The organism is Paenibacillus sp. 8b26, assembly GCF_050626875.1.
Classification (GTDB): Bacteria; Bacillota; Bacilli; order Paenibacillales; family Paenibacillaceae; genus Paenibacillus.
The window spans coordinates 3,947,229-3,970,038 of record NZ_CP192445.1; the positions used below are offsets into that span (position 1 = coordinate 3,947,229).

18 protein-coding genes and 1 pseudogene are annotated in these 22,810 nt (G+C 45.7%); 16 read left to right on the plus strand and 3 right to left on the minus strand.

The window, feature by feature from the left end; genetic code table 11:
• Nucleotides 1-112 precede the first annotated feature (112 nt).
• The 11 genes and pseudogenes from ACQ4MX_RS18170 (at nt 113) to ACQ4MX_RS18220 (ending at nt 11,447) form a co-directional block, all read left to right on the plus strand.
• Entirely contained in the window at nt 113-1,423 is a 1,311-nt protein-coding gene (locus tag ACQ4MX_RS18170; RefSeq protein WP_431086471.1) for a serine protease, read from the plus strand.
• Between the two features lie 176 nt (nt 1,424-1,599).
• Nucleotides 1,600-2,157 (plus strand): class I SAM-dependent methyltransferase, encoded by a 558-nt coding sequence (locus ACQ4MX_RS18175; protein ID WP_431086472.1) that lies wholly within the window; start codon nt 1,600-1,602, stop codon nt 2,155-2,157.
• A 184-nt stretch (nt 2,158-2,341) separates the two neighbouring features.
• A complete protein-coding gene (locus ACQ4MX_RS18180; protein WP_431086474.1) occupies nt 2,342-2,896 on the plus strand; it encodes an RNA polymerase sigma factor in 555 nt (184 codons plus the stop codon).
• Complete coding sequence (locus ACQ4MX_RS18185; protein WP_431086476.1) at nt 2,877-3,584, plus strand: DUF5643 domain-containing protein; 708 nt, start codon at nt 2,877-2,879, stop codon at nt 3,582-3,584. The genes ACQ4MX_RS18180 and ACQ4MX_RS18185 overlap by 20 nt, the downstream gene beginning before the upstream one ends.
• 212 nt (nt 3,585-3,796) lie before the next feature.
• Entirely contained in the window at nt 3,797-4,180 is a 384-nt protein-coding gene (locus ACQ4MX_RS18190; RefSeq protein WP_192512777.1) for a hypothetical protein, read from the plus strand.
• A 353-nt stretch (nt 4,181-4,533) separates the two neighbouring features.
• A complete protein-coding gene (locus ACQ4MX_RS18195) occupies nt 4,534-4,647 on the plus strand; it encodes a glycoside hydrolase family 48 protein (RefSeq protein ID WP_134912235.1) in 114 nt (37 codons plus the stop codon).
• 19 nt (nt 4,648-4,666) lie between these two features.
• The gene (locus ACQ4MX_RS18200) at nt 4,667-4,858 is read left to right on the plus strand and encodes a hypothetical protein (protein ID WP_187644914.1); all 192 of its coding nucleotides are present in this window, start codon (nt 4,667-4,669) and stop codon (nt 4,856-4,858) included.
• A gap of 128 nt (nt 4,859-4,986) precedes the next feature.
• Entirely contained in the window at nt 4,987-9,051 is a 4,065-nt protein-coding gene (locus ACQ4MX_RS18205) for a glycosyl hydrolase (RefSeq protein WP_431086477.1), read from the plus strand.
• A 75-nt stretch (nt 9,052-9,126) separates the two neighbouring features.
• Nucleotides 9,127-9,372 carry a sigma factor gene (locus tag ACQ4MX_RS18210; RefSeq protein WP_431086480.1) on the plus strand — a complete coding sequence of 82 codons (246 nt, stop codon included), beginning with the start codon at nt 9,127-9,129 and terminating at the stop codon, nt 9,370-9,372.
• A 3-nt stretch (nt 9,373-9,375) separates the two neighbouring features.
• On the plus strand, nt 9,376-9,861 hold the full coding sequence (locus ACQ4MX_RS18215) for a hypothetical protein (protein ID WP_431086481.1): 486 nt from the start codon (nt 9,376-9,378) through the stop codon (nt 9,859-9,861).
• A 409-nt stretch (nt 9,862-10,270) separates the two neighbouring features.
• Nucleotides 10,271-11,447: pseudogene (locus ACQ4MX_RS18220) on the plus strand (helix-turn-helix domain-containing protein).
• A gap of 99 nt (nt 11,448-11,546) precedes the next feature.
• Here the strand turns inward: ACQ4MX_RS18220 and ACQ4MX_RS18225 are convergent.
• Nucleotides 11,547-11,918 carry a helix-turn-helix domain-containing protein gene (locus ACQ4MX_RS18225; protein WP_431086482.1) on the minus strand — a complete coding sequence of 124 codons (372 nt, stop codon included), beginning with the start codon at nt 11,916-11,918 and terminating at the stop codon, nt 11,547-11,549.
• 255 nt (nt 11,919-12,173) lie between these two features.
• On the opposite strand from ACQ4MX_RS18225, the gene ACQ4MX_RS18230 reads away from it, so the two are divergent.
• Together ACQ4MX_RS18230 and ACQ4MX_RS18235 are read left to right on the plus strand one after the other, a co-directional pair.
• Nucleotides 12,174-13,583, plus strand: coding sequence for a DNA-binding protein (locus ACQ4MX_RS18230; RefSeq protein WP_431086484.1), 1,410 nt, complete (start codon nt 12,174-12,176; stop codon nt 13,581-13,583).
• Nucleotides 13,584-13,788: 205 nt separating this feature from the next.
• Nucleotides 13,789-14,013 carry a Spo0E family sporulation regulatory protein-aspartic acid phosphatase gene (locus ACQ4MX_RS18235; RefSeq protein ID WP_431086485.1) on the plus strand — a complete coding sequence of 75 codons (225 nt, stop codon included), beginning with the start codon at nt 13,789-13,791 and terminating at the stop codon, nt 14,011-14,013.
• Nucleotides 14,014-14,247: 234 nt separating this feature from the next.
• Here ACQ4MX_RS18235 and ACQ4MX_RS18240 read toward each other — a convergent pair whose 3' ends face one another.
• Together ACQ4MX_RS18240 and ACQ4MX_RS18245 are read right to left on the minus strand one after the other, a co-directional pair.
• Nucleotides 14,248-15,060 carry a flagellar motor protein MotB gene (locus tag ACQ4MX_RS18240; protein ID WP_431086486.1) on the minus strand — a complete coding sequence of 271 codons (813 nt, stop codon included), beginning with the start codon at nt 15,058-15,060 and terminating at the stop codon, nt 14,248-14,250.
• Complete coding sequence (locus ACQ4MX_RS18245) at nt 15,044-15,871, minus strand: flagellar motor protein (protein WP_431086488.1); 828 nt, start codon at nt 15,869-15,871, stop codon at nt 15,044-15,046. The genes ACQ4MX_RS18240 and ACQ4MX_RS18245 overlap by 17 nt, the downstream gene beginning before the upstream one ends.
• 208 nt (nt 15,872-16,079) lie before the next feature.
• Between ACQ4MX_RS18245 and uvrB the strand changes: the two genes are divergently transcribed.
• The 3 genes from uvrB to ACQ4MX_RS18260 all read left to right on the plus strand — a co-directional run bounded on the left by uvrB (nt 16,080) and on the right by ACQ4MX_RS18260 (nt 22,724).
• A complete protein-coding gene (gene uvrB, locus ACQ4MX_RS18250) occupies nt 16,080-18,071 on the plus strand; it encodes an excinuclease ABC subunit UvrB (protein WP_044646899.1) in 1,992 nt (663 codons plus the stop codon).
• Nucleotides 18,072-18,240: 169 nt separating this feature from the next.
• On the plus strand, nt 18,241-21,102 hold the full coding sequence (gene uvrA, locus ACQ4MX_RS18255; protein WP_431086491.1) for an excinuclease ABC subunit UvrA: 2,862 nt from the start codon (nt 18,241-18,243) through the stop codon (nt 21,100-21,102).
• Nucleotides 21,103-21,518: 416 nt separating this feature from the next.
• Nucleotides 21,519-22,724: a hypothetical protein gene (locus ACQ4MX_RS18260; protein ID WP_431091364.1), complete on the plus strand. Its 1,206-nt coding sequence runs from the start codon at nt 21,519-21,521 to the stop codon at nt 22,722-22,724.
• The last annotated feature ends 86 nt before the right edge of the window (nt 22,725-22,810 follow it).

Genomic DNA, 22,810 nt, shown 5'->3' on the forward strand with positions numbered 1-22,810 from the left:
TATTTGCAGTCTGCCGGATTGTCTTCCCTACGTTGGCAATTTCATATAGAATAAATGGATATGAAATGTACGTGATCCGCTAAACAGCGGGCCAGGGGCATAAGGAGTGTGAATGAACTTGGAATGGGCTTTACAATGGGGATGGAGCGTTCTAAATGCTTGCTTGTACCTGCTTTTGCAGCCGTTTTACTATATCTCGATACTCATTGTCGCGCTTGGCTATCGTCGGCAAATGCTGCTGGAGCGCAAGCTCTTTCATACCAAGCTGCATAATTGGGCGGGTGAGACGTGGCGTGTGGTCTGGAGTGGTCTAATCGCGGGGCTGGCCCTGTCCGCTCTGGGAATGTTCGTAAGTGTCCATCTGACCTCGGCTTCTATCGTTTGCCTGTGGGTGACCACATTGCTGCTTATGCTGGTACGCGTGCGTTACCTTTGCTTGGCCTATTCGGTGGGCCTGCTGGGTGTAGCCCAGTTTGCTTTGAACGTGGCAGAAGGCTGGCAGCCTGTGGGAGCGCTTGGAGCATCGGTGGCCGCCATCCGTGGATTAGATATTCCGGCGTTGCTGGTGCTGGTTGCTGTGCTGCATGTGGCTGAGGCGCTGTTGGTTCGCTGGCAGGGAGGAAAAGCCGCAACGCCACTGTTCGTGGAGGGCAAGCGGGGAAGGCTGGTCGGAGGCTATCGAATGGAAGACCTCTGGCCCATTCCGTTGTTGCTTCTGGTTCCTGTTCAGGGAGGTTCTACGCTTCCGTGGACGCCGCTGTTTGGTGATGGAACCGAATATATGCTGGCAGCCTTGCCTGTCCTAATGGGCTTCAGCAGCGTGACATTAGGCCAATTGCCACGCCAGAAGGCGGTGCTAACGTCTAACCGCCTGCTTCTCTACAGCGTAGCCTTGCTCCTGCTAGGCCTGCTGGCGGCGTGGTGGAGTCCGCTGGCGCTGGTGGCAGCGTTGTTCTCCTTCCTGGCCCATGAGGCGCTGATCTGGTACGGTAACATGGAGGAGAGCCGCCTCAGCCCTATGTTTGTTCATCCGGAGCAAGGGCTGCGTGTACTGGCTGTGCTGCCGGATAGTCCGGCGACGGCGATGGGCATTCTGCCCGGCGAGTCCATTTACCGCGTGAACAGCGTCGTCGTGAACAGCCGCAGCGAGCTGCATCAAGCCTTGCGGATCAACTCCGCTTTTTGCAAGCTGGAGGTACGCAATCTTCAAGGTGAGAGCAAGTTTGTGCAGCGCGGCATGTATGATGGCGATCACCATCAGTTGGGAGTCGTGCTTGCGCCGGATGCGGACGCGAATTGGGCCGTATCCATACATCCTGCCTCGATCTACCGGATTATTGCTATGCGCTTGGGCGCACGGCGGCGTAAAGGTGGACAGGCATCCAAGACGGAGAGTCCAAGTTTGGACACGATAGAAAAATAAAGAGTACAGCAAGAGGGCCGTTCTATTTGGCCAGATTTGAATAAGGCTGTCCTCTTTTTATATTCAGACAGTAGCCTGCTTGAAATGACCATTATGATCGAGATACAATGAATATGTAATGCGATATCTTGATGAACCGAATGCCTATTATGTGTGTCAAGCAGGGAGAGGGAAAGATGAATGCGATTCACTTTATTCGAGAGTACATCAGGCATCCACGCAGCGTAGGTGCTATCATACCAAGCTCAAGACAGTTGGCCAAGCAAATTGCCACACCGATTTTTTTTGACCAAGCATCGTGCATCATTGAGTACGGTGCAGGTACCGGTGTGTTTACGCAAGAACTGATTTTGAACAAGCGCCCGGATACACTACTGCTAGTGATTGAGGCCAATGAATCGTTTTACAAAACATTGCAAAGCAAGTACGGGCACTTGGAGCAAGTACACGTCATTCATGGATCGGCCGAGCATGTAGCCCGGTATATGAAACAGTATCATGTCTCAAAAGTGGATTACGTCGTATCAGGACTCCCTTTTACCAGTTTACCAGCCGCTTTATCCAGTCTGATTTTGGGACAAACGGCTGAAGTATTGGGTCAGGAGGGCAAATTTATTACGTTCCAGTATAGTAAGGTAAAACACAATTTTTTTCGTACTTTCTTTGGTGACATCCAAATCAAAAAGGTACATTACAACGTCCCGCCCGCCTATGTTTTCACTTGCAGCCTGTAATCGGTCAGCTATGTAGAGGATTAGAATAGATACGAATATGAAGATACGGATTTCCATGAGAAGACCTGGTCAGCGTCATTAAGATGTTGAAAAGGTCTTTTTTGTTGAGCGTTTTGGAAGAAAATTGTAACGCATGGCCCTTTCAAATGATCTAATAGATAGGCAACTTGAAAGGAGGACTCCTTTGAATATCGAGAATGAGGTCAAAAAGGCGCAAGGCGGGGATAGACGAGCTTTTGTGAACATCATTAGAGCAGTGGAGAGCGACCTGTACGGGATGGCGCATTCTATCCTGCGAAATGAACAAGATAGTGCTGATGCTCTACAAGAAGCCATACTCAAGGCATACAAGTCTTTGGGTACATTACGGGATGGAAGTCTCTTTAAAACTTGGATGTATCGGATTGTAATCAACGAGTCGAATAAAATAGCAAAAAAGCGTTCTCGCTCTGTTATGGTATCTGAGTATTCACACCATCAAATGGGTATTTCAGGTGAGTATGAAAACATTGAATTGCATGAAGCAGTAGAGCAGTTGGAGGAACCGATGCGGATCGTCATTACTTTGAGATACTTTTATGATCTGAATATTAAGGAGATCTCAAAAGCATTGGACATTTCAGAAAGTCTGGTTAAAACGCGTTTGTATCGTGCACGGAAATCTCTGCTGCGCAAGCTATCAAATCCAGGAGAAAGGGGAACGCCGATACCGGGAGGACTTGGGCACAACGCTGCATGAACGAATTGAAGATATTACGTTATGGTGCAATGGCAAACCATTTCAATTTGATGGTCCTTCGCTAATTACTAACTCTGGAGGCACTCCGGGTTCCGTCATCATTTATTATAGTGATTTGGAGAGAATGTACTCCACAGGCAAGGGACTTCCTGACCAATTTAAACTAACGGTAGAAATACAAATTACAGGAATAAAACAGCCCTTTAAGCTTGAATTACCTGTGCAAAAGATTTCTTCTAAAAACGTAGTGCTCACGCCCCGAATGGAGAAATCAAATGATTTTACCCGTTTCGTTGTGGAAAAATTAGAGATGACACCGATGTCTACCATGATCGTGACCAAGACCCATTACATAAGCCCAGGCCCGACTACCTATGGGAGTGAGGCATACGGGTATGGACTGGCTATGAATACACTGGGCTACGCGGTTTTGGATGATAAGGGGCAGGAACAACAATGGGTTACTGGGGATTCAGGAGGACGTCCCGGAACTAAAACAAGGACAGGTATTCACCAAATCCTCGTAGCTCCCTTTGAAAAAACACCGAAATTCATCACCATTAAACCCTATTTTAATGTAACCGGGCCGGGAGGCAAACCTGTATACGATGAACAAGGAAATTCGAAAAGAACATACCTGCCTGAACTAGAAATGAAAATTCCAATCGGAGAAAATAAGCTCAAGTAAGGTTTGAGTTTGAGGTAGATACGGAGAACTCTTCGGATGAAGTAGATCTGGAGAGTTCTTTCCGGAGATATAGGGATATGTTAAAATGCAAAATTTGTTTAAGGAATCATATTTTAAAATGGGACTTAACCTATATATTACATATGCTGGAACCTGTTAGATTTTGTGCGATTCAACGATAAATCTGAACTTTTGTTAAAGGAGATTTATATATGGTAAAACCGCTGATGTTCATGCGTTGGTGTGAGTATTATGAATTAAGTGATCGTGAGACAGATTTTATATCGTTTTTTATGATGAATTTCTCAGCCGCGCGATCAGGCAACCAGCCAAAGCTTAGAGAGCAATTTATCGAAATTCAGAAAAAAACCTTTCCTGAATACCCGTTTGATATCACCCCGGAGGAACTGGATTATCCCAAATTTGAAGGACTGATGAGACAGGTGTTGAAAATTCATTTTGACACGGCGGAGCTGCTATACTCCTTCTATCTTCAAAAGCTGTGCGCACCTTTAGCAGAATACATTTTATCCACTGGAGAGTCAGAGCCTGCACGCATCTATTATAAGCTTATTCAAAAGGACAAGGTACGGTAGGGGAGTTGGGTGTGAATCAACAAGAGTTTCTGAATAGATTGAAGAAGAATGATGAGAATATTGAAAACGGTTTAAGTATTCGTAAAAGCATTGGAAGGCAATGAAGGTTCCATTTCTCTCCAGTAAATAGCTGCTATTGATAAAGGAAAATGTGATTCTTCTACACCAATATCGCAATCCATAGATAAATACCCAAGCTTGTTTTTCCTCGGGCAATTCAAATGTGTGTGGGTTTATTTCTGTTAAACATATATCGTTCTTAAGCTCTATATCTAGGGAGAGAAATAGTAGCTAGAACAACTTTGCGGCGATTTCATGTTCTACTATATGGCTATATAGAATAATCTTTGGATATGGACCTTCCGTCCAACAAATGGTTCGATATGCAGGCTTGGTCGGTAGAACGTATAGCAGAGCTGTACTATTACACATTTGTCAACAAGAAGCCGGTAACGGTATTACCTTGATGCAAACGGCAAACCCATCATGTGCGGTGTGAATACGGCTGTTGCAACACTTGAAGATCCGGGCCAATTCTGGATTTCGGACGGAGAGGAGAGTGTAGTCAACCGGATACTTGGAGCTTCGACTGGCGAAATTCAAGCGTGTATCAACAAAAACGAGTGGACGAACTACAATGTGGCAGATGAATACTCCTACGATCCTACAAAAAATTAGTTTGCAGATTAGAGTAAGGTGACGCTGTACCAGAACGATAAACTCGTTTGGGGTCAGGAGCCTTAAAGCCTGACGGAGCGGCACTCGTATGGGTGCCGCTCTTTTCAAACTTAAAGGAGGAAAACGGCATGAAGGCGAAAAATAGTAGTAGTATTTGGTCCAAACGTTCCAAATGGCTGCCTGTCGTCATGGCATGCACGATTATAGTAGGGGGTGCTCTACCGGCACCAACTGTAGTTCACGGTCAAACGGCAAAGACCGTTACCATTAAAGTCGATACATCCAAGGATCGTAAGCCTATTAGCCCTTATATTTACGGTACGAATCAGGAGTTGGCAGGCGATGAGAATCTGGCTGCCAGACGACTTGGTGGCAATCGAATGACCGGATATAACTGGGAAAACAATATGTCCAATGCAGGAAGCGATTGGAAGCAGTCCAGCGACAACTTTTTATGCAACGATGGTGGACTGACAAAAGCGGAGTGTGAAAAGCCGGGGGCGGTGACGACTTCGTTTCATGATCAATCGCTGAAGCTCGGTACTTATTCTTTGGTCACGCTTCCAATGGCCGGTTATGTGGCGAAGGATGGAAACGGAACTGTGCAGGAAAGCGAAAAGGCTCCTTCCGCTCGTTGGAATCAGGTCGTAAACGCCAAAAATGCGCCGTTCCAACTGCAGCCTGATCTGAATGACAATCAGGTTTATGCAGATGAATTCGTCAACTTTTTAGTGAAAAAGTACGGCGCTGCTTCAACAAAGACGGGTGTGAAAGGATATGCGCTCGACAATGAACCCGCTCTCTGGTCGCATACGCATCCGCGCATTCATGGTGAAAAAGTCGGAGCGAAAGAATTGGTAGATCGGTCGGTAAGTTTATCGAAAGCTGTTAAAGCGGTTGACGCGGGTGCGGAAATTTTTGGGCCGGTTCTTTACGGTTTTGGCGCCTATACAGATCTTCAAGCTGCACCTGATTGGAACTCTGTAAAAGGAAACTATAGTTGGTTCGTGGACTATTATCTGGATCAAATGCGTCTCAGCTCGCAAGCCGAAGGCAAGAGATTGCTGGATGTTTTCGATGTACACTGGTATCCCGAAGCGATGGGCGGAGGCATACGAATTACAAATGAGGTAGGCAACGACGAAACGAAGAAAGCCAGAATGCAAGCGCCTCGTACTTTGTGGGATCCGACCTACAAGGAAGATAGCTGGATCGCTCAATGGAACAGCGAATTTTTGCCTTTACTGCCTCGATTGAAGCAGTCGGTGGATAAGTATTACCCGGGAACCAAGCTGGCTTTGACCGAGTATAGCTATGGCGGCGAAAATGATATTTCCGGCGGTATCGCTATGACCGATGTGCTGGGCATCTTGGGCAAAAACGATGTTTATATGGCAAACTACTGGAAGTTAAAGGATGGTGCCAACAACTATGTTAGTGCCGCTTACAAGCTTTATCGCAATTATGACGGAAAAAGCTCTACTTTCGGTGATATCAGCGTTAATGCGCAAACGTCGGATATTGTCAATAGCTCGGTGCATGCTTCCGTAACGGATGCATCCTACAAAGAGCTGCACCTCGTTGTCATGAATAAAAGCATGGACAGCGCATTCGACGCCCAATTCGATCTTTCCGGCGAGACGACTTACGGTGCCGGTAAAGTATGGGGCTTCGACAAAAATAGCTCGGAAATTAAGGAAGCAGCGCCAATCACGCAAATTTCAGGCAACCGCTTCACCTATACAGTACCGCCTTTGACGGCTTATCACATCGTGTTGACTGCCGGCAATGATACGTCTGTGCCACCTGGGGAAGGTCCTGAAAGCTTTGCGCTGAGAGCTGGGGCTGGCGATGGGAAAGTCGATTTGTCCTGGGACGCTTCCAGCGGAGTTGTAAGTTACAGTGTACAGCGTGCAACGTATGAAACCGGTCCTTTTGCTGCTGTAGCATCCAACTTGATCGAAACGTCTTATACGGATACGAACGTAACGAACGGCACTTCTTATTATTATAAAATAACCGCAAAAACAAATGCGGGAACGAGCGAATCCAATGTCTTGAAAGCGGTTCCGCGGACGCCTGTAGACGGTCCGGTTCGCTATGAAGCCGAAGATGGCACACTGAAGGGAACAATTGTGGAATCCAGCGGGACCGGATTCTCCGGTACTGGTTATGTAACTAATTTCCACAATGCAGGGGATTCCCTTACGATGACGATCCAGGCTCCAACGGCAGGTTTGTACAATCTTGCAATCGGCTACCGTTCTCCTTATGATGACAAACGCACGAATTTCTCCTTAAACGGCAAAGCGTCTGGCGAACTGGTGCTTTGGAAATCGGCTGATTTTAAAGAAACTTCCGGTGGTAAGGTTCTGTTGAATGCAGGGGCGAATACGATCGGTTTTGAAACGGGCTGGGGCTGGTACGATATCGACTACGTCAAGCTGGAGCCTGCTGCTGACCGTCCACCGCATGCGGTAACCAAAACGCTCACCAATCCGAATGCGACGGTAGAAGCAAAAGCATTGATGAACTACCTGGTTGATCAATACGGGAAGAATATGCTTTCCGGTCAAGAGGATATGCCCGAAATTGATTGGCTGCAAGCAAATGTAGGTAAGAAGCCGGCTATTGCGGCGCTTGACCTGATTGACTATTCGCCAAGCAGAGTGGAACACGGTCTTAGTTCCACAGAGACGGAAAAGGCGATTGAATGGGATAAGCAAGGGGGCATTGTTACCTTTGCATGGCACTGGAACGCGCCGAAAGATCTTATAGATACGCAGGGAAAAGAATGGTGGAGAGGCTTCTATGCCGATTCGACCACATTCGATATAGAATATGCGATGAATAATCCAGAGTCCGAAGATTATAAATTGCTTATTCGTGACATCGATGTGATTGCAGAGCAATTGAAGAAGTTGCAGGATGCGAAAGTTCCTGTCCTGTTCCGTCCTTTACACGAAGCGGAAGGCAAATGGTTCTGGTGGGGCGCCAAAGGTCCTGAGCCTGTTAAAAAATTGTATATTTTGATGCATGATCGTTTGACTAATAAGCACAAATTGAACAATCTGATCTGGGTCTGGAATTCTGTTGCTCCCGATTGGTATCCGGGAGACGACTATGTGGATATTTTGAGCTTTGACTCTTATCCGCAAGCAGGCGACTACAGTCCGCAAATTGCAAAATATGAAGACCTTGTTACATTGGGCAAGGACAAAAAGTTAGTTGCCATGAGCGAAAACGGACCTATCCCGGATCCTGATTTGATGAAGGCGTATCAAGCCCATTGGAGCTGGTTCGCTACATGGTATGGGGATTTCTTGAGAGACGGCAAACAAAACAGTCTTGAGCATCTGAAAAAAGTGTATAATCATCCGAACGTCATTACGCTTGACAAGCTCCCGACCAACTTAAAAACGTATGGTATTTCCGAGCAGCCGTCAGTACCGGGCAGCTTCACGCTGAGTGCAACGGGCGAAAAGGCGAAAGTATCGCTGAGCTGGACAGCATCGGCGAAGGCGGCAAGCTATGAAGTGAAGCGTTCGACGGCTGAAAACGGCGCGTTCGCCACAGTAGCGAGCGATGTATACGGAAGCAGCTACACCGATACAGCCGTAACAGCAGACACGACGTACTATTACCAAGTCGTAGCGAAGAACGATGCAGGACAAACGCTTTCGAACACGGCTAGCGCAGCGCCGAAAGCGGATGCTCAGCAGCCGACAAAGGGACTGCTGCTCCAGTATCGCGCAGCGGATACAAATGTGAACGACAATCACTTGAATCCACATTTTCAAATTTTAAACAAAGGTACAACCTCCGTACCGATCAACGAGTTGAAAATTCGCTACTACTACACGATCGACGGTGACCGTGAGCAGACATTCAACTGCGACTATGCGATGCTGAGCTGCTCAAAGCTGAATGGTAAGCTGGTTAAAATGGATAAAGCTGTAACAGGGGCTGATTATTATGTGGAAGTCAGCTTCAACTCGGATGCAGACGTGTTAGCACCTGGAGGAAGCACGGGCGAAATTCAAACTCGTATTCATAAAACAGACTGGTCGAACTATAACAAAAGTGACGATTACTCGTATAAAGGCACGCAAACTTCATTTGCCGATCATACAAAAGCTACGTTGTATCATAATGGCGTACTTGTTTGGGGAACCGAACCGACAGCTAATTAAGACAAGCGCCTGATATACGGCAACATGTGAATCAACCGATTATTTACCGAGAGAGGATTGGAAAGTGGTTGTCAGATGAACAACTTATCTGAAGAATACTTGCCGCAGATTCGCAATGGCGATGAGCAGGCACGGTCGGCTCTGATTGGTCAATACCGGTCCTTTATATTGAAGGTTGTCAAACACGTCTGCAAGCGCCGAATTGGATGGAGTGATGATGAAGCAAGTATAGGTCTGATCGCTTTCAATGAGGCTGTCGATCGATACCGTACGGAGTATGGAAAAACATTTAATAATTTCGCTTTTCTTATGATCCGCTGACGATTGATCGATGATTTTCGGAAAAAAATAAAAATTTCCCAAAATGAAGCCGATTGGAAAGACGAAGAGGAAATGCTGTACATTGCAGATAAGGTAAGGTCGCTGGATGCTTTTGAAAGGCAGCAACGAGCTGCGGCGCTGTCGGAGGAATTGGGCAGCTACGATGAAAGACTTCAGGAATTCGGTGTTTGTCTTCGGGAACTGGAAGATATCATGCCAAGCCACCGGGATACCCGGCAAATGCTGGTGCGGATTGCCCGCCATTTTTGCAACAACCGGGATTGGCTGAACAATCTTTTTCAAAAAAAGAAGCTTCCCTTGAAGGCAATGACCAAAGAGATCAACATCAGTAAAAAGACGCTGGAACGTAATCGGAAGTATCTGATATCGCTGATTCTGATTTTCGGCTGCGAGGATTTTGCGAGAATCCGCGAGAACATCTCTTTTACAAGTGTGGAGGAGGAAACGCGGTGCGTAGAGCAGTTGTAGTGAGTTCCCGCCATATTAAAATGATATAAATACCATCGCTGAAATGAGCAGGGGGATTTAGTATCCCGCCTGCTCATTTTTTTTGGAATCAACTAGCGGAGGATAAGGATAACGAACAACTCACCATGAAAGAACTGCGTAAATAAAAGTCCCCATTGAGGGACAGCCCGAAAACCCATGCGGTTGGCAGATTTTCAATACGCCTTCTGCGGCGCTTGCTTGTACCGTGCCCTTATAGGTCTGGTGGAAGCCACTGGCTAAGCTGGTGGTTATGACTTTAGAATGGAGATTTGAATGTAGAGATATGTTTGATTACTATATTCAGGTTTAAGAAATCAGGAACTAAAATTACCTCATAATGTTATAAAAGACGAAAAATATAATTTTTGAGTTGAAGAGGAGGATTGGCATGGAGCACACACCTACGATCCGCTCGAAGATAGAAACAGAATTGAAACAAAGGGGCTATAGCTTTAGCGGCTTTAGTAAAATCTCTGGTATTAACCGCGGTACATTCAGCACCATGCTGAACAGCAACCCGCCTAAGCCAATTTCCGTTCGGCAGATGGACCTGATTACCAAGGCATTGGGATATCCCGAGGGCTAGCTCTATGAGCTGTACATAGATGAATGCTTTTACGAAGGAAAAGGACACTGGAAACGGATTAAGCCTTTTTTGCTGCGTTGTGTGGAGCTAGGAAGACAGGACTTCATCCAAAAGGTATTGTCGAGGCTGACAGAGGATTTGTCCTATGTGCTGACCATATTTGAGCTTGCAGAAGAATTACACGAAGAAGGAAAGGAAAAGGAATCAGTTCCTTTTTACGAGTGTGTGGTAGAGAACGAAAGGTATTACCATTCGGAGCGGCTAGCAATTAGTCAGTATAGGTTATTTTCTTACTCTTTAAGCAAAGATTTAGAGAAAAATCGCCAACTGGCTATAAAATTTGCTCCTTATCGTAAAAATTTGCCTGAAAATCATCAACTGGACGCTCTTTTAAAGCTGGTAAACGTATACTTTCAAGCTTATGACTGTGAGACAACTATGCAATATGCGAAAGAACTTGAGGTAATTTCCACAAATGTTTATCAGCAGCAGATTCAAGCTCCGCTTAAATTTAGAAATTCTAATGGGAAATATGGCTAGTTTGCCTGCCTATGTCGATCTTCTTAAAAGTAATCCTGCAGAGATACTTCAGGGGCTACTAACCATTATGGAATCGGCCAATATTTACAATCACACAATAGACGAAATTCTGATCCTTTTTGCTGAGAATATTAATGAATTTAGGGACTTACGTACAAATATTTCTTACTATCATAATAATTATAATCTGGTGACCTATTCTCACTTTTTTCTTGAGCTTAGTCGCTACTATTTTAATAAAGGGAGCTACTCTGAGGCGATAGACAGTATGCTAAATAGTCTCAAAGCATCCTCACAGTTAAATGATAAGGCTTACTATATCAAGTCCATCACGTTATTGTTTGAGAAATATAAGGATCATTCGACACATGAACAGCGGACAGAATATGAAAAAGTGATTAAAGCAGTGGAGTGTAACATTAAGCAGATGACTTCTTAGAACATAAAAGGGCTATGTAACCTACTACTAAGGTAGATTAACATAGCCCTTTTGAAATATTCTGTTCATGACCAATCGGGATAAAGTTAATTTTTTTCGTTATTCGCTGGACTCATCGGGGTTACTTGCTGTAAGCCCGCTTTCTGAGGAAGTGAACAGTTCCTTCAATATCCGATAAGCTTTATTTTGATCGGCTTCATTCTGCTTGGACAGTAAATGAACACATTCCCATATCCAAGGCTGACTTTTGAGTTCTTCATATGGATTGAAGTCAAAAAATGCGAATACGTTTGTTCCCAAGGCTTCGGCTATTTTCTCTAGTGTTTTGATCTGTACATTGACCTCACCACGCTCCAACTTGCCGATATAGGAACCTGTTGAATCGGATGCTTCCGCCAGTTGTTCTTGTGTAATACCACGCAACGTCCGAAATTGGCGGATTTTCGCTCCTATGAGTTTTGTTGTTTCCATAGACATCCACACTCCTATAGTATGAGTGTAGACAAAGGTAGATCAAGCGTGGAGGTAATTGTATTGCCTAAATAGTATAATATTAAGTTCTTGTAAAGACTATTAAACACACATTAAATTCCAATATATATTAAAACGGTGTAAAAAAGGGGTTGACCATCATCCAGTTTGTTCATATAATTTCTAGTATATTGTAATTGTTTGTCGAGGAGGGTGATTTTTAAAAATCATCTGAATACACCGGGGGTGTTTTTATTGGAAAATGCAACCACGATCCGTTCGGAAATTGAGAAAGAATTGAAACTCGGAGGCTACACTTTTAATAGTTTTGGACAAGCCACAGGGCTTAATCGGGGCATATTTAGTGCTATGCTCAATGGCAATCCGCCTAAACCGATTTCCGTAAGACAAATGGACTTAATTACTAAAGCGCTTAACTATCCAGAGGACTGGTTGTATGACTTATATGTAGATGAATGCTTTTATGATGGAAGACCTCACTGGAAAAGGGTTAAGCCGTTCCTTATACGTTGTGTTGAAATAGGAAATTTGAGGTGTGTGGAGAAAGTACTATCTCGATTAATGGAGGATCTTAACCACATTCCAACGATCTTTGCTTTGGCAGAGGAGTTGTATGAAGAAGGAAAATATCAGGAGGCAGCTCCTTTCTATGAATGTGTAATTGAAAACGAGAAGTATCAACATTCTGAAAGGTTGGCCATCAGTCATTATAGAATTTTTTCGCTTTCCATTAATGTCAATCCAGACAGAGATCTTGAAGCGGCTTTAAGATTTATGCCGTTTAGAAATCGGGTACCTTTAGAATTTCATTTGGATGGACTACTTAAACTTACGAACCTTTACTACAAGCTGCATCAATGGAAAGAAGTGGAACGTTATGCGGATGAATTGAGATCATTTGCGAATATTGTTTGTGAGAATAGAAGAAATAACAAAAAGAATAATTCTTTAAATACTGAAAGACATTTAGTTGTATACTACGGCCAAAGTTATTTAATGAAAGGAAATGCACTCGAAAAACAAGAAAGATATGAAGAAGCCATGAGATACACTGATGGTTATGCGGATTTAAGTTGGTTTGAAGATTTGGGGGAAATTGGTCGGAAAGAAGTGCGAAAGTTCACGGTTTGGGCAGATGCTAATAGACTTAATTTGAATATTCTTATGGGTAATACAAAAAGTCTACCTATGTACATTCAATTTCTTAAGAATAATCCACAGGAGATTCTATTAGGTTTATTAACAATAGTGGAATCGGCTAACAAACACGGTTTTTCAATTGAACATATCTTGCAGCAATTCTCCAAAGAACTGACTTCATTTAATAATGAATTATCTGTAGACACTAGTTACTATAACCAATCATTTAGTTATGACGCATACGCTGATTTGTGCTACCAACTAGCCATATATATGTTCAACAATTTTCTTCATGAGAAAGCTATTTATTATGTTTTAAAAAGTCTGAGAAAATGTATTGAAATGGAAAAAAAAGAAAAGTTTGCAGTTTGTACAGCATTATTTCAAAAGTTTAGATCTCAGGCAACGAAAGATCAGAAATTAGAATATGAGAATATTATGGAGGAGGTTCTAATAAATGCGAATAAAAAAAATGAAGTATATACTAAATATCACGGTTTTTAGTTTCGTTGTGTTGTTTCATAACATAGTCGTTTTTGCGCATGGGGCTGGAGGTTAATGACATGCCCGAGCCAGTCCCTAGGGATTGGCTTCTTTGATTTATTCCGTTAAAGGGATGAAATGGGTTTTATTATATTATTAACCTGTAGGGAAGGTATCAGCTTGTAAACTAACTATAAATACCATACCAAACAGGAGGTTTGTTGATGTGAAATTGCAAGAATTGGAGGACTGCATCGAAGAAAAGCGTAAGGAATTAAATGATTTGGCGAAAGAGGTAGGATTAAAGGATCGACGGGTGTTGACCAAGTCTATGGAGTTGGATCGACTCCTTAATTTGTACAGCGATTGGAAATATAGCTACCACAAGCAAAGCATCTCCACAACTTCACCAGTGCGAGAGAAGCAACACGAGTTAGCCTTATCTTATTGAGTTTCCAGCATCATGACCAGGCTTTACTTAATTTCATCTTGGGCTTCTAATACATAGTGGGGATATAGACTTAAACAAAATAATCTCTCTCGTATCTCGTACGCCGCTCTATACAACGCTGTTCGTACGGTTTATTGTTCTGCGTCATCAGAGCGGAAGCCATCTAGAACGATGATATCTATCTAAAAAAACCTCCCGGTTCACGTTAAGTGTGACTGAGGAGGTTTTTGGCATTTACTGTTGAAGCTGGCGTAGTACGGTGATTTCGACACGGCGGTTTTTTTGTCGTCCGGCCTCGGTCGTATTATCTCCAACCGGTCGGGTATCGGCATAACCTGCGTATTGAAATTCTGTAGGAGATAATCCTTCTCTGTCGAGAAAGAATCGAAGCACGGATAGTGCTCGTGCCCCGGAAAGCTCCCAGTTGTCCTTGTAGGTCGAAGCGTTCAAAGCGCGTGTAAACGGAATATTGTCCGTATGACCCTCGATGCTGATCGGCGTTTTCAAATCCCGGAACAGACTGGCCAGCTTGGATAACGTGTTTGCAGAGCCTTGCTTGAGTGCAGCCCTGCCCTGATCGAATAAAAAGCGGTCGTTCAGGGTGATGACAATACCGCGCGGCTGATCGGATACGAAAATCTGATCTTGCAACTTATTGTCCGCAATATATTGCTCTATGACACCCATCAGATTTTGCAGTTCTTTTTCCTGCTTGCGAAATGCCTGCTCACGTTCGGTCAGTTTGGTCGGGCCGGCTGCTTTGTTATCGGATGAAGGTTGCTTGGTTGTGGGCGGATTCTTGCTTGTGTATCGGTCCGCCGTACCTGTAATGCCTGAACCTTGCTCTAAAATGGAATCGCCCTTATGGAATGTATCTTGCAGGGATTGGACAACGACTTCGTATTTTTTCGCATCCAGGCTGCTCATAGCGTACATCACGACGAAAAAAATGAGCAGCAGTGTGATTAGATCGGCATAGGTAATCATCCAGCGGTCACGATGGTCTCCGCCTCCTTGACGTTGGCGGCGCTTAGCGCGCGCTCTCATGGAAGTCCTCCTTTGGAGTAGCGTCCTCTGAACGTGAGCGACGAGGCGGCTTAGGCTCCAGATTTTGCTCTGAACGGATAAAGAACTCCAGTTTTTTGCGTACAAGCTTCGGATTCTCTCCGTTTTGAATGGCGAGAATGCCTTGCAGCAGTAAATCCATCGTGACTATTTCACTTTCGCTGCATGCTCTGATCTTGGATGCGATGGGCAGGAAAATCAGATTGGCGCTGGCAACGCCGTATAGTGTGGCGATAAAAGCGACAGCAATGGACGGTCCAAGCGCTGTTGGCTCGGTCAGGCTGCCGAGTACATGGATCAGGCCCATCACAGTACCGATAATCCCCATCGTAGGGGCATAGCCGCCTGCGGATTCAAATATTTTGGCATATCCTTCGTACTTATGCTCAATGGTATCTAACTCGAGTTCCAGAATTTGTTTAATTTGTTCCTGCTCGGTTCCGTCAATGACCAGTTGAAGACCTTCGCGCAGAAATGCATTCGGATGTTCTGAGGAAATACGCTCCAGCGCAAGCACTCCGGATCGGCGGGAAGTGGCTGCCATGGAAACCAAATCTTCAATATATTGCTCGGAGAGGTTGTCCTCACGGCTAAACGCCATCCGAAGGGCAGCTGGTATGGTCTTTAGTTTAGAGGCGGGGTAGCTGATGACCACTGCGGCGAGCGTTCCGCCAAACACAATCAGAGCCGATGTACCTTGAAGCAGCCCTGTAAATTGTCCGCCTTCCCATAAGAAGCCACCGATTAATGCTATGATTCCGGCGATGATGCCCAATACGATGGTGATATCCAAAATTTAATTCACTCCTATTCAAGACTTATCGTTTGCATCCAAGGTGAGAAAGAGGTATAATACGGGAACAAACATTCTTATCCAACCATATTTCCCAAGTGTCATTGCTCGGGAAATATCGACATAGGTTTACAGGTAAAGACGTTTCAACTCGACTGTTGTAGAAACATGATGTTTCCATTTTAGACGATAAGGGTGATGCAGGGCAATGAGTGATATCGTTGTTAGCGACAAGACTTTTGAAATTCAGTCGGAATTCCAACCTCAAGGCGATCAGCCTCATGCCATTCTTGAATTGGTAGAGGGGATTACTAAAGGAAAAAAACATCAAACGCTGTTGGGTGCTACGGGAACAGGTAAGACGTTTACCATCGCACAGACGATTGCCAAATTGAATCGGCCTACTCTGGTTATTGCGCATAACAAGACTTTGGCTGCCCAACTGGCGAGTGAGTTTAAGGAGTTTTTTCCGAATAACTCAGTCGATTATTTTGTCAGTTACTATGATTACTACCAACCGGAAGCATACATTCCGTCTTCCGATACGTATATTGAGAAGGATTCTAGCATCAATGAGGAGATTGATAAACTTCGCCACTCAGCCACAAGCTCTCTGTTTGAGCGTCGTGACGTTATTATTGTAGCGAGTGTCTCCTGCATTTATGGTCTGGGTTCCCCGAAAGAATATTCAAGCCTGCTGCTCTCGCTTAGAGTCGGCATGGAGAAACCCCGCAATCAGATTTTGTCCCGCTTGGTCGATATTCAATATCAGCGGAACGATATCAACTTCGTGCGGGGTACTTTCCGTGTACGGGGGGATGTTGTTGAAATATTCCCGGCTTCCCATGGGGAACACGCTATACGGGTAGAACTGTTCGGGGATGAAATTGAACGGATCACCGAGATTAATGTGCTTACGGGTGAATTGATCGGTGAACGTGATCATATTGCCATTTTCCCTGCATCTCACTTCGTTACTCATGAGGATACGATGAAGGTAGCACTGGTCAACATTGAACGTGAGCTTGAAGAGCGGTTAGTGGAGCTGAAGGAACAGGGGAAGCTGCTGGAGGCACAACGTTTGGAGCAACGTACCCGCTATGATATCGAGATGATGAAAGAGGTCGGTTTTTGTTCCGGCGTCGAGAATTACTCAGGTCCACTGACATTCCGCGAGCGGGGGGCGACACCGTATACGCTGATGGATTATTTTCCGGATGATATGCTGATCGTGATTGATGAGTCTCATGTTACGTTGCCGCAGATTCGGGCGATGTATAATGGTGACCAAGCACGTAAGAATGTACTGGTGGACCATGGTTTCCGTCTGCCATCTGCGCTGGATAACCGCCCGCTGAAGTTTGAAGAGTTCGAGGACAAGGTGAGTCAGATCGTCTACGTATCAGCTACACCAGGCCCCTATGAGCTGGAGAAATGCGAAACGACTGTGCAACAGATCATCCGACCTACGGGGCTTCTTGACCCGATCATTGAGGTGCGGCCGAGCAAGGGACAGATCGACGATCTCATTAGCGAGATACGGCTTCGGATGGAGCGTGAGGAGCGGGTACTGGTCACCACGCTTACCAAGAAAATGTCTGAGGATCTGACCGACTATTTAAAAGAAGTGGGTATCAAGGTCCGATATATGCACTCCGAGATTAAGACACTGGAGCGGATGGCGATTTTACGTGATCTTCGTTTGGGTACCTTTGATGTCCTGATTGGAATCAATCTGTTGCGGGAAGGTCTGGATTTGCCAGAAGTATCACTGGTGACGATTTTGGATGCGGACAAGGAAGGCTTCCTGCGTTCCGAACGTTCGCTCATCCAAACCATTGGACGGGCAGCACGGAATAGCGATGGCCGTGTTATTATGTACGGTGACAAAATTACGGATTCTATGGATAAAGCGATAAAAGAAACCGAACGCCGCCGTGCGATTCAAATTCAGTATAATGAAGACCATGGCATTACCCCGCAAACGATTCGTAAAAAGATTCGTGATGTCATTGAAGCGACCAAGGTAGCCGAGGCGCGTAATGATTACCTTCCTGGTGAGACGGGTAAACTTTCCAAGAAGGAGCGTCAGTCGCTGATTCAGCGTTTGGAAGCGGAAATGAAGGATGCTGCCAAGAATCTTCAGTTCGAGCGCGCCGCCGAGTTGCGTGACGCTTTGCTGGAACTGCGGGCTGATTAAGCTTTCAGGGGCGTCTAGTAGTGCGAACACATTGAAAATGAAATGGATGATTGCTTTTAAAAATAGCGAGGGCGGCCCATGTGGTCGTTCTCTTTGCGATATATCACTTGCATGGGGTATTCCATCGCAATATAGCATGACGTGAACTATGGCTAAGGAGATGAAACATTTGGCGAATGAAAGCATCATCATCAAAGGCGCTCGAGCGCATAATCTCAAAAATATTGACGTGACCATCCCTAGGGACAAATTTGTCGTCCTGACGGGGCTAAGTGGCTCAGGTAAATCGTCACTGGCTTTCGATACGATTTATGCAGAAGGACAGCGGCGTTATGTGGAGTCTTTATCCGCGTATGCGCGTCAATTCCTGGGACAGATGGAGAAACCGGATGTGGATTCCATTGACGGACTGTCTCCTGCGATTTCCATTGACCAAAAGACTACGAGCCGTAACCCGCGTTCTACCGTTGGTACTGTTACGGAGATTTATGACTATTTGCGGTTGCTGTTTGCTCGAATTGGTCACCCTCATTGTCCTGAACATGGCGTTGAAATTACATCACAAACGGTTGAACAAATGGTGGACCGCATTTTGCAATATCCTGAAAAGACAAGACTGCAAATTTTGGCTCCGTTGGTTTCAGGACGCAAAGGTGAGCATAAAACGCTGTTTGCGGATATTGCCAAGCAAGGCTTTGTACGGGTGCGTGTCAATGGCGAACTGCGTGAGTTATCGGAAAAGATCGAACTGGAGAAAAACAAGAAGCATTCCATTGAAGTGGTTGTAGACCGGATCGTGGTTAAGGAGGATGTGCGTACACGTCTGTCCGATTCTATTGAGACAGCATTGAACCTTTCGGGAGGTCAGTTGCTGGTGGACATGATGGGGCAAGAAGAGTTGCGTTTCAGTTCTAATTTTGCCTGTCCAATCTGTGGTTTCAGTATAGACGAGCTGTCGCCGCGGATGTTCTCTTTTAACAGTCCATTCGGTGCTTGCCCGGATTGTGACGGATTGGGCGTTAAAATGGTGGTCGACCCCGACCTGCTTATTCCTGACCCGGAGAAAAGTGTAGAAGATGGAGCATTTCAGGCGTGGAGTGGAGGAACCTCCACCTATTATCCGCAGTTTTTGCAGTCCGTATGCGAGCATTATAGTATTTCACAGAACATTCCTGTCAGCCAACTGACCACGGAACAAATGAACACCATATTACATGGAACAGGCGACCAGAAGATCCGGTTTCGTTATGAAAATGATTTTGGCCAACGCAAGGAAGCCTATGTGACCTTCGAGGGAATTATCCCGAATCTGGAGCGTCGCTATCGTGACACAGCTTCGGATGGTATCCGTGAGTTTATTGAAGGATTTATGAGCGCAAAGCCGTGTAACACCTGTAAGGGACATCGTTTGAAGAAAGAAACTCTGGCGGTGACTATTCAGGAGCGTAACATTGCCTATGTAACTGATTTGTCCATCGGCGAAGCGTCTCAATTTTTCAAAACGCTGGTGTTGAGTGAGAAGGAACAGTCCATTGCCAATCTCATTTTTAAGGAAATTAACAGCCGTTTGGGATTTCTCGTTAATGTTGGATTGGAGTACCTGACCTTAAGTCGTGCAGCGGGCACGTTATCCGGTGGTGAGGCACAACGTATCCGGTTGGCGACACAGATCGGTTCCAGCCTGATGGGTGTACTGTATATTTTGGACGAGCCAAGCATCGGGTTGCATCAGCGGGATAATGACCGCCTGATTAGTGCATTGGAGCATATGCGGAATCTGGGGAATACGCTGATTGTGGTGGAGCATGACGAAGATACGATGATGGCGGCCGATTATATTATTGATATCGGTCCGGGGGCCGGAATCCACGGCGGCATGATCATGTCACAGGGGACTCCGAAGGAAGTCATGGAAGACCCGAATTCCTTAACCGGGCAATATTTGAGCGGACGCAAGTTCATTCCGGTCAATACCGAACGGCGCAAGCCTACGGATAAGTGGCTGGAGGTCCGCGGGGCTAAGGAGAACAATCTCAAAAATTTGAATGTTAAAATCCCGTTAGGTATTTTCACGGCTGTTACTGGCGTATCCGGATCTGGGAAGTCAACGCTGGTCAACGAAATTCTATACAAAACGCTGGCGCGTGATCTGAACCGGGCCAGAGTGCGTCCAGGTCAACATAAGGAAATTCGCGGGCTTGAAAATATCGATAAGGTCGTTGAGATTGATCAGTCTCCGATCGGCCGCACGCCGCGTTCAAATCCTGCAACCTACACCGGGGTATTTGATGATATTCGTGATTTATTTTCAAAAACAAATGAGGCCAAGGTCCGAGGCTACCAAAAAGGTCGCTTTAGCTTTAACATTAAGGGTGGTCGCTGCGAGGCTTGCAAGGGCGACGGCATTATCAAGATTGAAATGCACTTTCTGCCGGATGTATACGTTCCGTGTGAAGTGTGTAAGGGCAAACGCTATAATCGGGAAACTCTTGAAGTGAAGTACAAAAGTAAAAGTATTGCCGATGTGCTGGAAATGACAGTAGAGGATGCGACAGAGTTTTTTGAAAATATTCCGAAGATTCATCGCAAGATTCAGACGCTGCTGGATGTAGGTTTGGGATATATCAAGCTGGGACAGCCTGCGACTACCTTGTCCGGGGGCGAAGCGCAGCGCGTGAAGCTGGCTTCCGAACTGTATCGTCGCAGCACGGGTAAGACGATTTACATCTTGGACGAGCCGACAACGGGTCTGCATGTTCACGATATTGACCGATTGCTGACGGTGCTGCATCGTTTGGTCGATTCGGGAGAAACAGTATTGGTCATTGAGCATAATCTGGATGTGATTAAAACAGCCGATTATCTGATTGATTTGGGACCGGAAGGCGGTAGCGGCGGTGGCACGATTTTGGCTACTGGGACACCTGAGCAGCTCGTGAAGGTCGAAGAATCCTATACAGGACGGTATTTGAAGCCGGTCCTTGAACGGGATACACAGCGCAGCCAAGCGCTTCAGACAGCCGATCTGTAGACATCATTTTATGTAAGTCTTGTAAGCCCCACACAGGTATGGAGGCAGAATACGAATTACCGTATTCATTCCTTTGCCTTGGTGGGGCTTTATTTTGTAAAAAAAGAGAACTTTTATCCAAATCTTGCGTTAAAGCATGTGACACATAGTTTACCAAGCGCTGGAATAATAAATCTATACGTATATTCATCGGCAGAAAGTCTCGGAGCAGTCTCCATTTGGAGTTTCAAATGTTTGGGCTCGGGCTTGAAGAGGTAAATATATAACTCATGATTGTATAGCATCGCATGAAGTTCCGTGCCCACGTGACAACCATTACAAGTTGAAGTGAAACCGTCTGTAGTCTTATCACATCTAAGGTTTTTAAAAACATCTCTGAGGTAAAGTCATGAAGGGAGCTGGAACGTTTGAAGGGAATGCGAAACGGGTTTCTACGTACACGTGTTTATTCATGGACAGCAGGAGTTGCTTTAGCGGCATTGGTCATGGGGTTTAGCGCTGTTCCGTCTTATGCATCCGAGGTGTCCGAGGCGGCTGTACCCAAGCAGGCTGAGATTGAAACAAGCGCGGCGATTGGAAGCTTTGAGGATGAAGGGAATCCACACAATTATATTCAGCCCGCAGCGAATGGTGGGTTTCTGGTACTGAACATCGAAGACAACACTGAGACAAGTGTGGTGCATGTCACGTACGGCAAGCTGGACAGCTCGCTGGAGGGTGTGTGGAAACATGAGCTGGATCTGAACGTGCAGCCTGGTGCAAGCAGTAGGGGAGTCCAGCGGGAGACGTCGGATGGTGGCTCGCTGCTGCTTATCGACTATACGAAGCCAGATGGGATACGGGAGTTACAGGCTTCACGGTTAGATGAGGACGGGAATAGCGTGTGGTCCAAAACGTTACAAATGGATGGCTTGGCATCTCATGGACAGAACTCCCTTATAGGTTTGGAACCGCTTGCGGACGGAGGGTTTCTTGTATCCTCTCTGAACCGGGCGGAACAAGCATTTACCGTACTCAAATACTCAGAAACCGGTGAGGAGCTGTGGAACCGAACGAAGGACGGGGTGACCTCAGGTTGGCTGGTCGGCAATCACGATGGATATTATGCACTTATGAACAGTCCCCATGGCCCGGTAGGAGTAGAGGCAGATGTGTACGGCCAGGAAATCCGTAACATCCATTTTGACTTGGGCTCTGGTAAAGATATTGCAGAGGTACGGGAGTTGTCCGGTGGCCATATAGCCGTCACAGGGCTTAAAGGGAACAGCAAGCGTACACAGATTTTGAGTAATGGACTACAATTGTTCGGCGATACAGAGGATTATCCGGCCGACCGGGTATATCTGCCGGAGGAACAGGTGTACGTCCAGTTTAGTGACCGATATGATCCGCTGGGAAGCAGCACGAAGATGCATGGGATGACCATCACTGGCTTGAAAGGAAACGGTACGAAGGTTTGGGAAACCACTACTCATTACAAGGAAGATAATTCCTTCGGCATCCGATACGACACGGGACTCATATACAAAATACCGACAGGCTATGCAGTGGTGACATCCACATCCGGTAGCGCCCAAAAACCAGTAGTGCTTGATTTTGCAAAAATATTGATACCGGAATAATCCCGGTGTCTTTTTTTTCGAGAGCACAGCAGAGGATCTTTTGCAGTCATGTTATGACCATAAGAAAATAGCCTGCTTGTATGCGA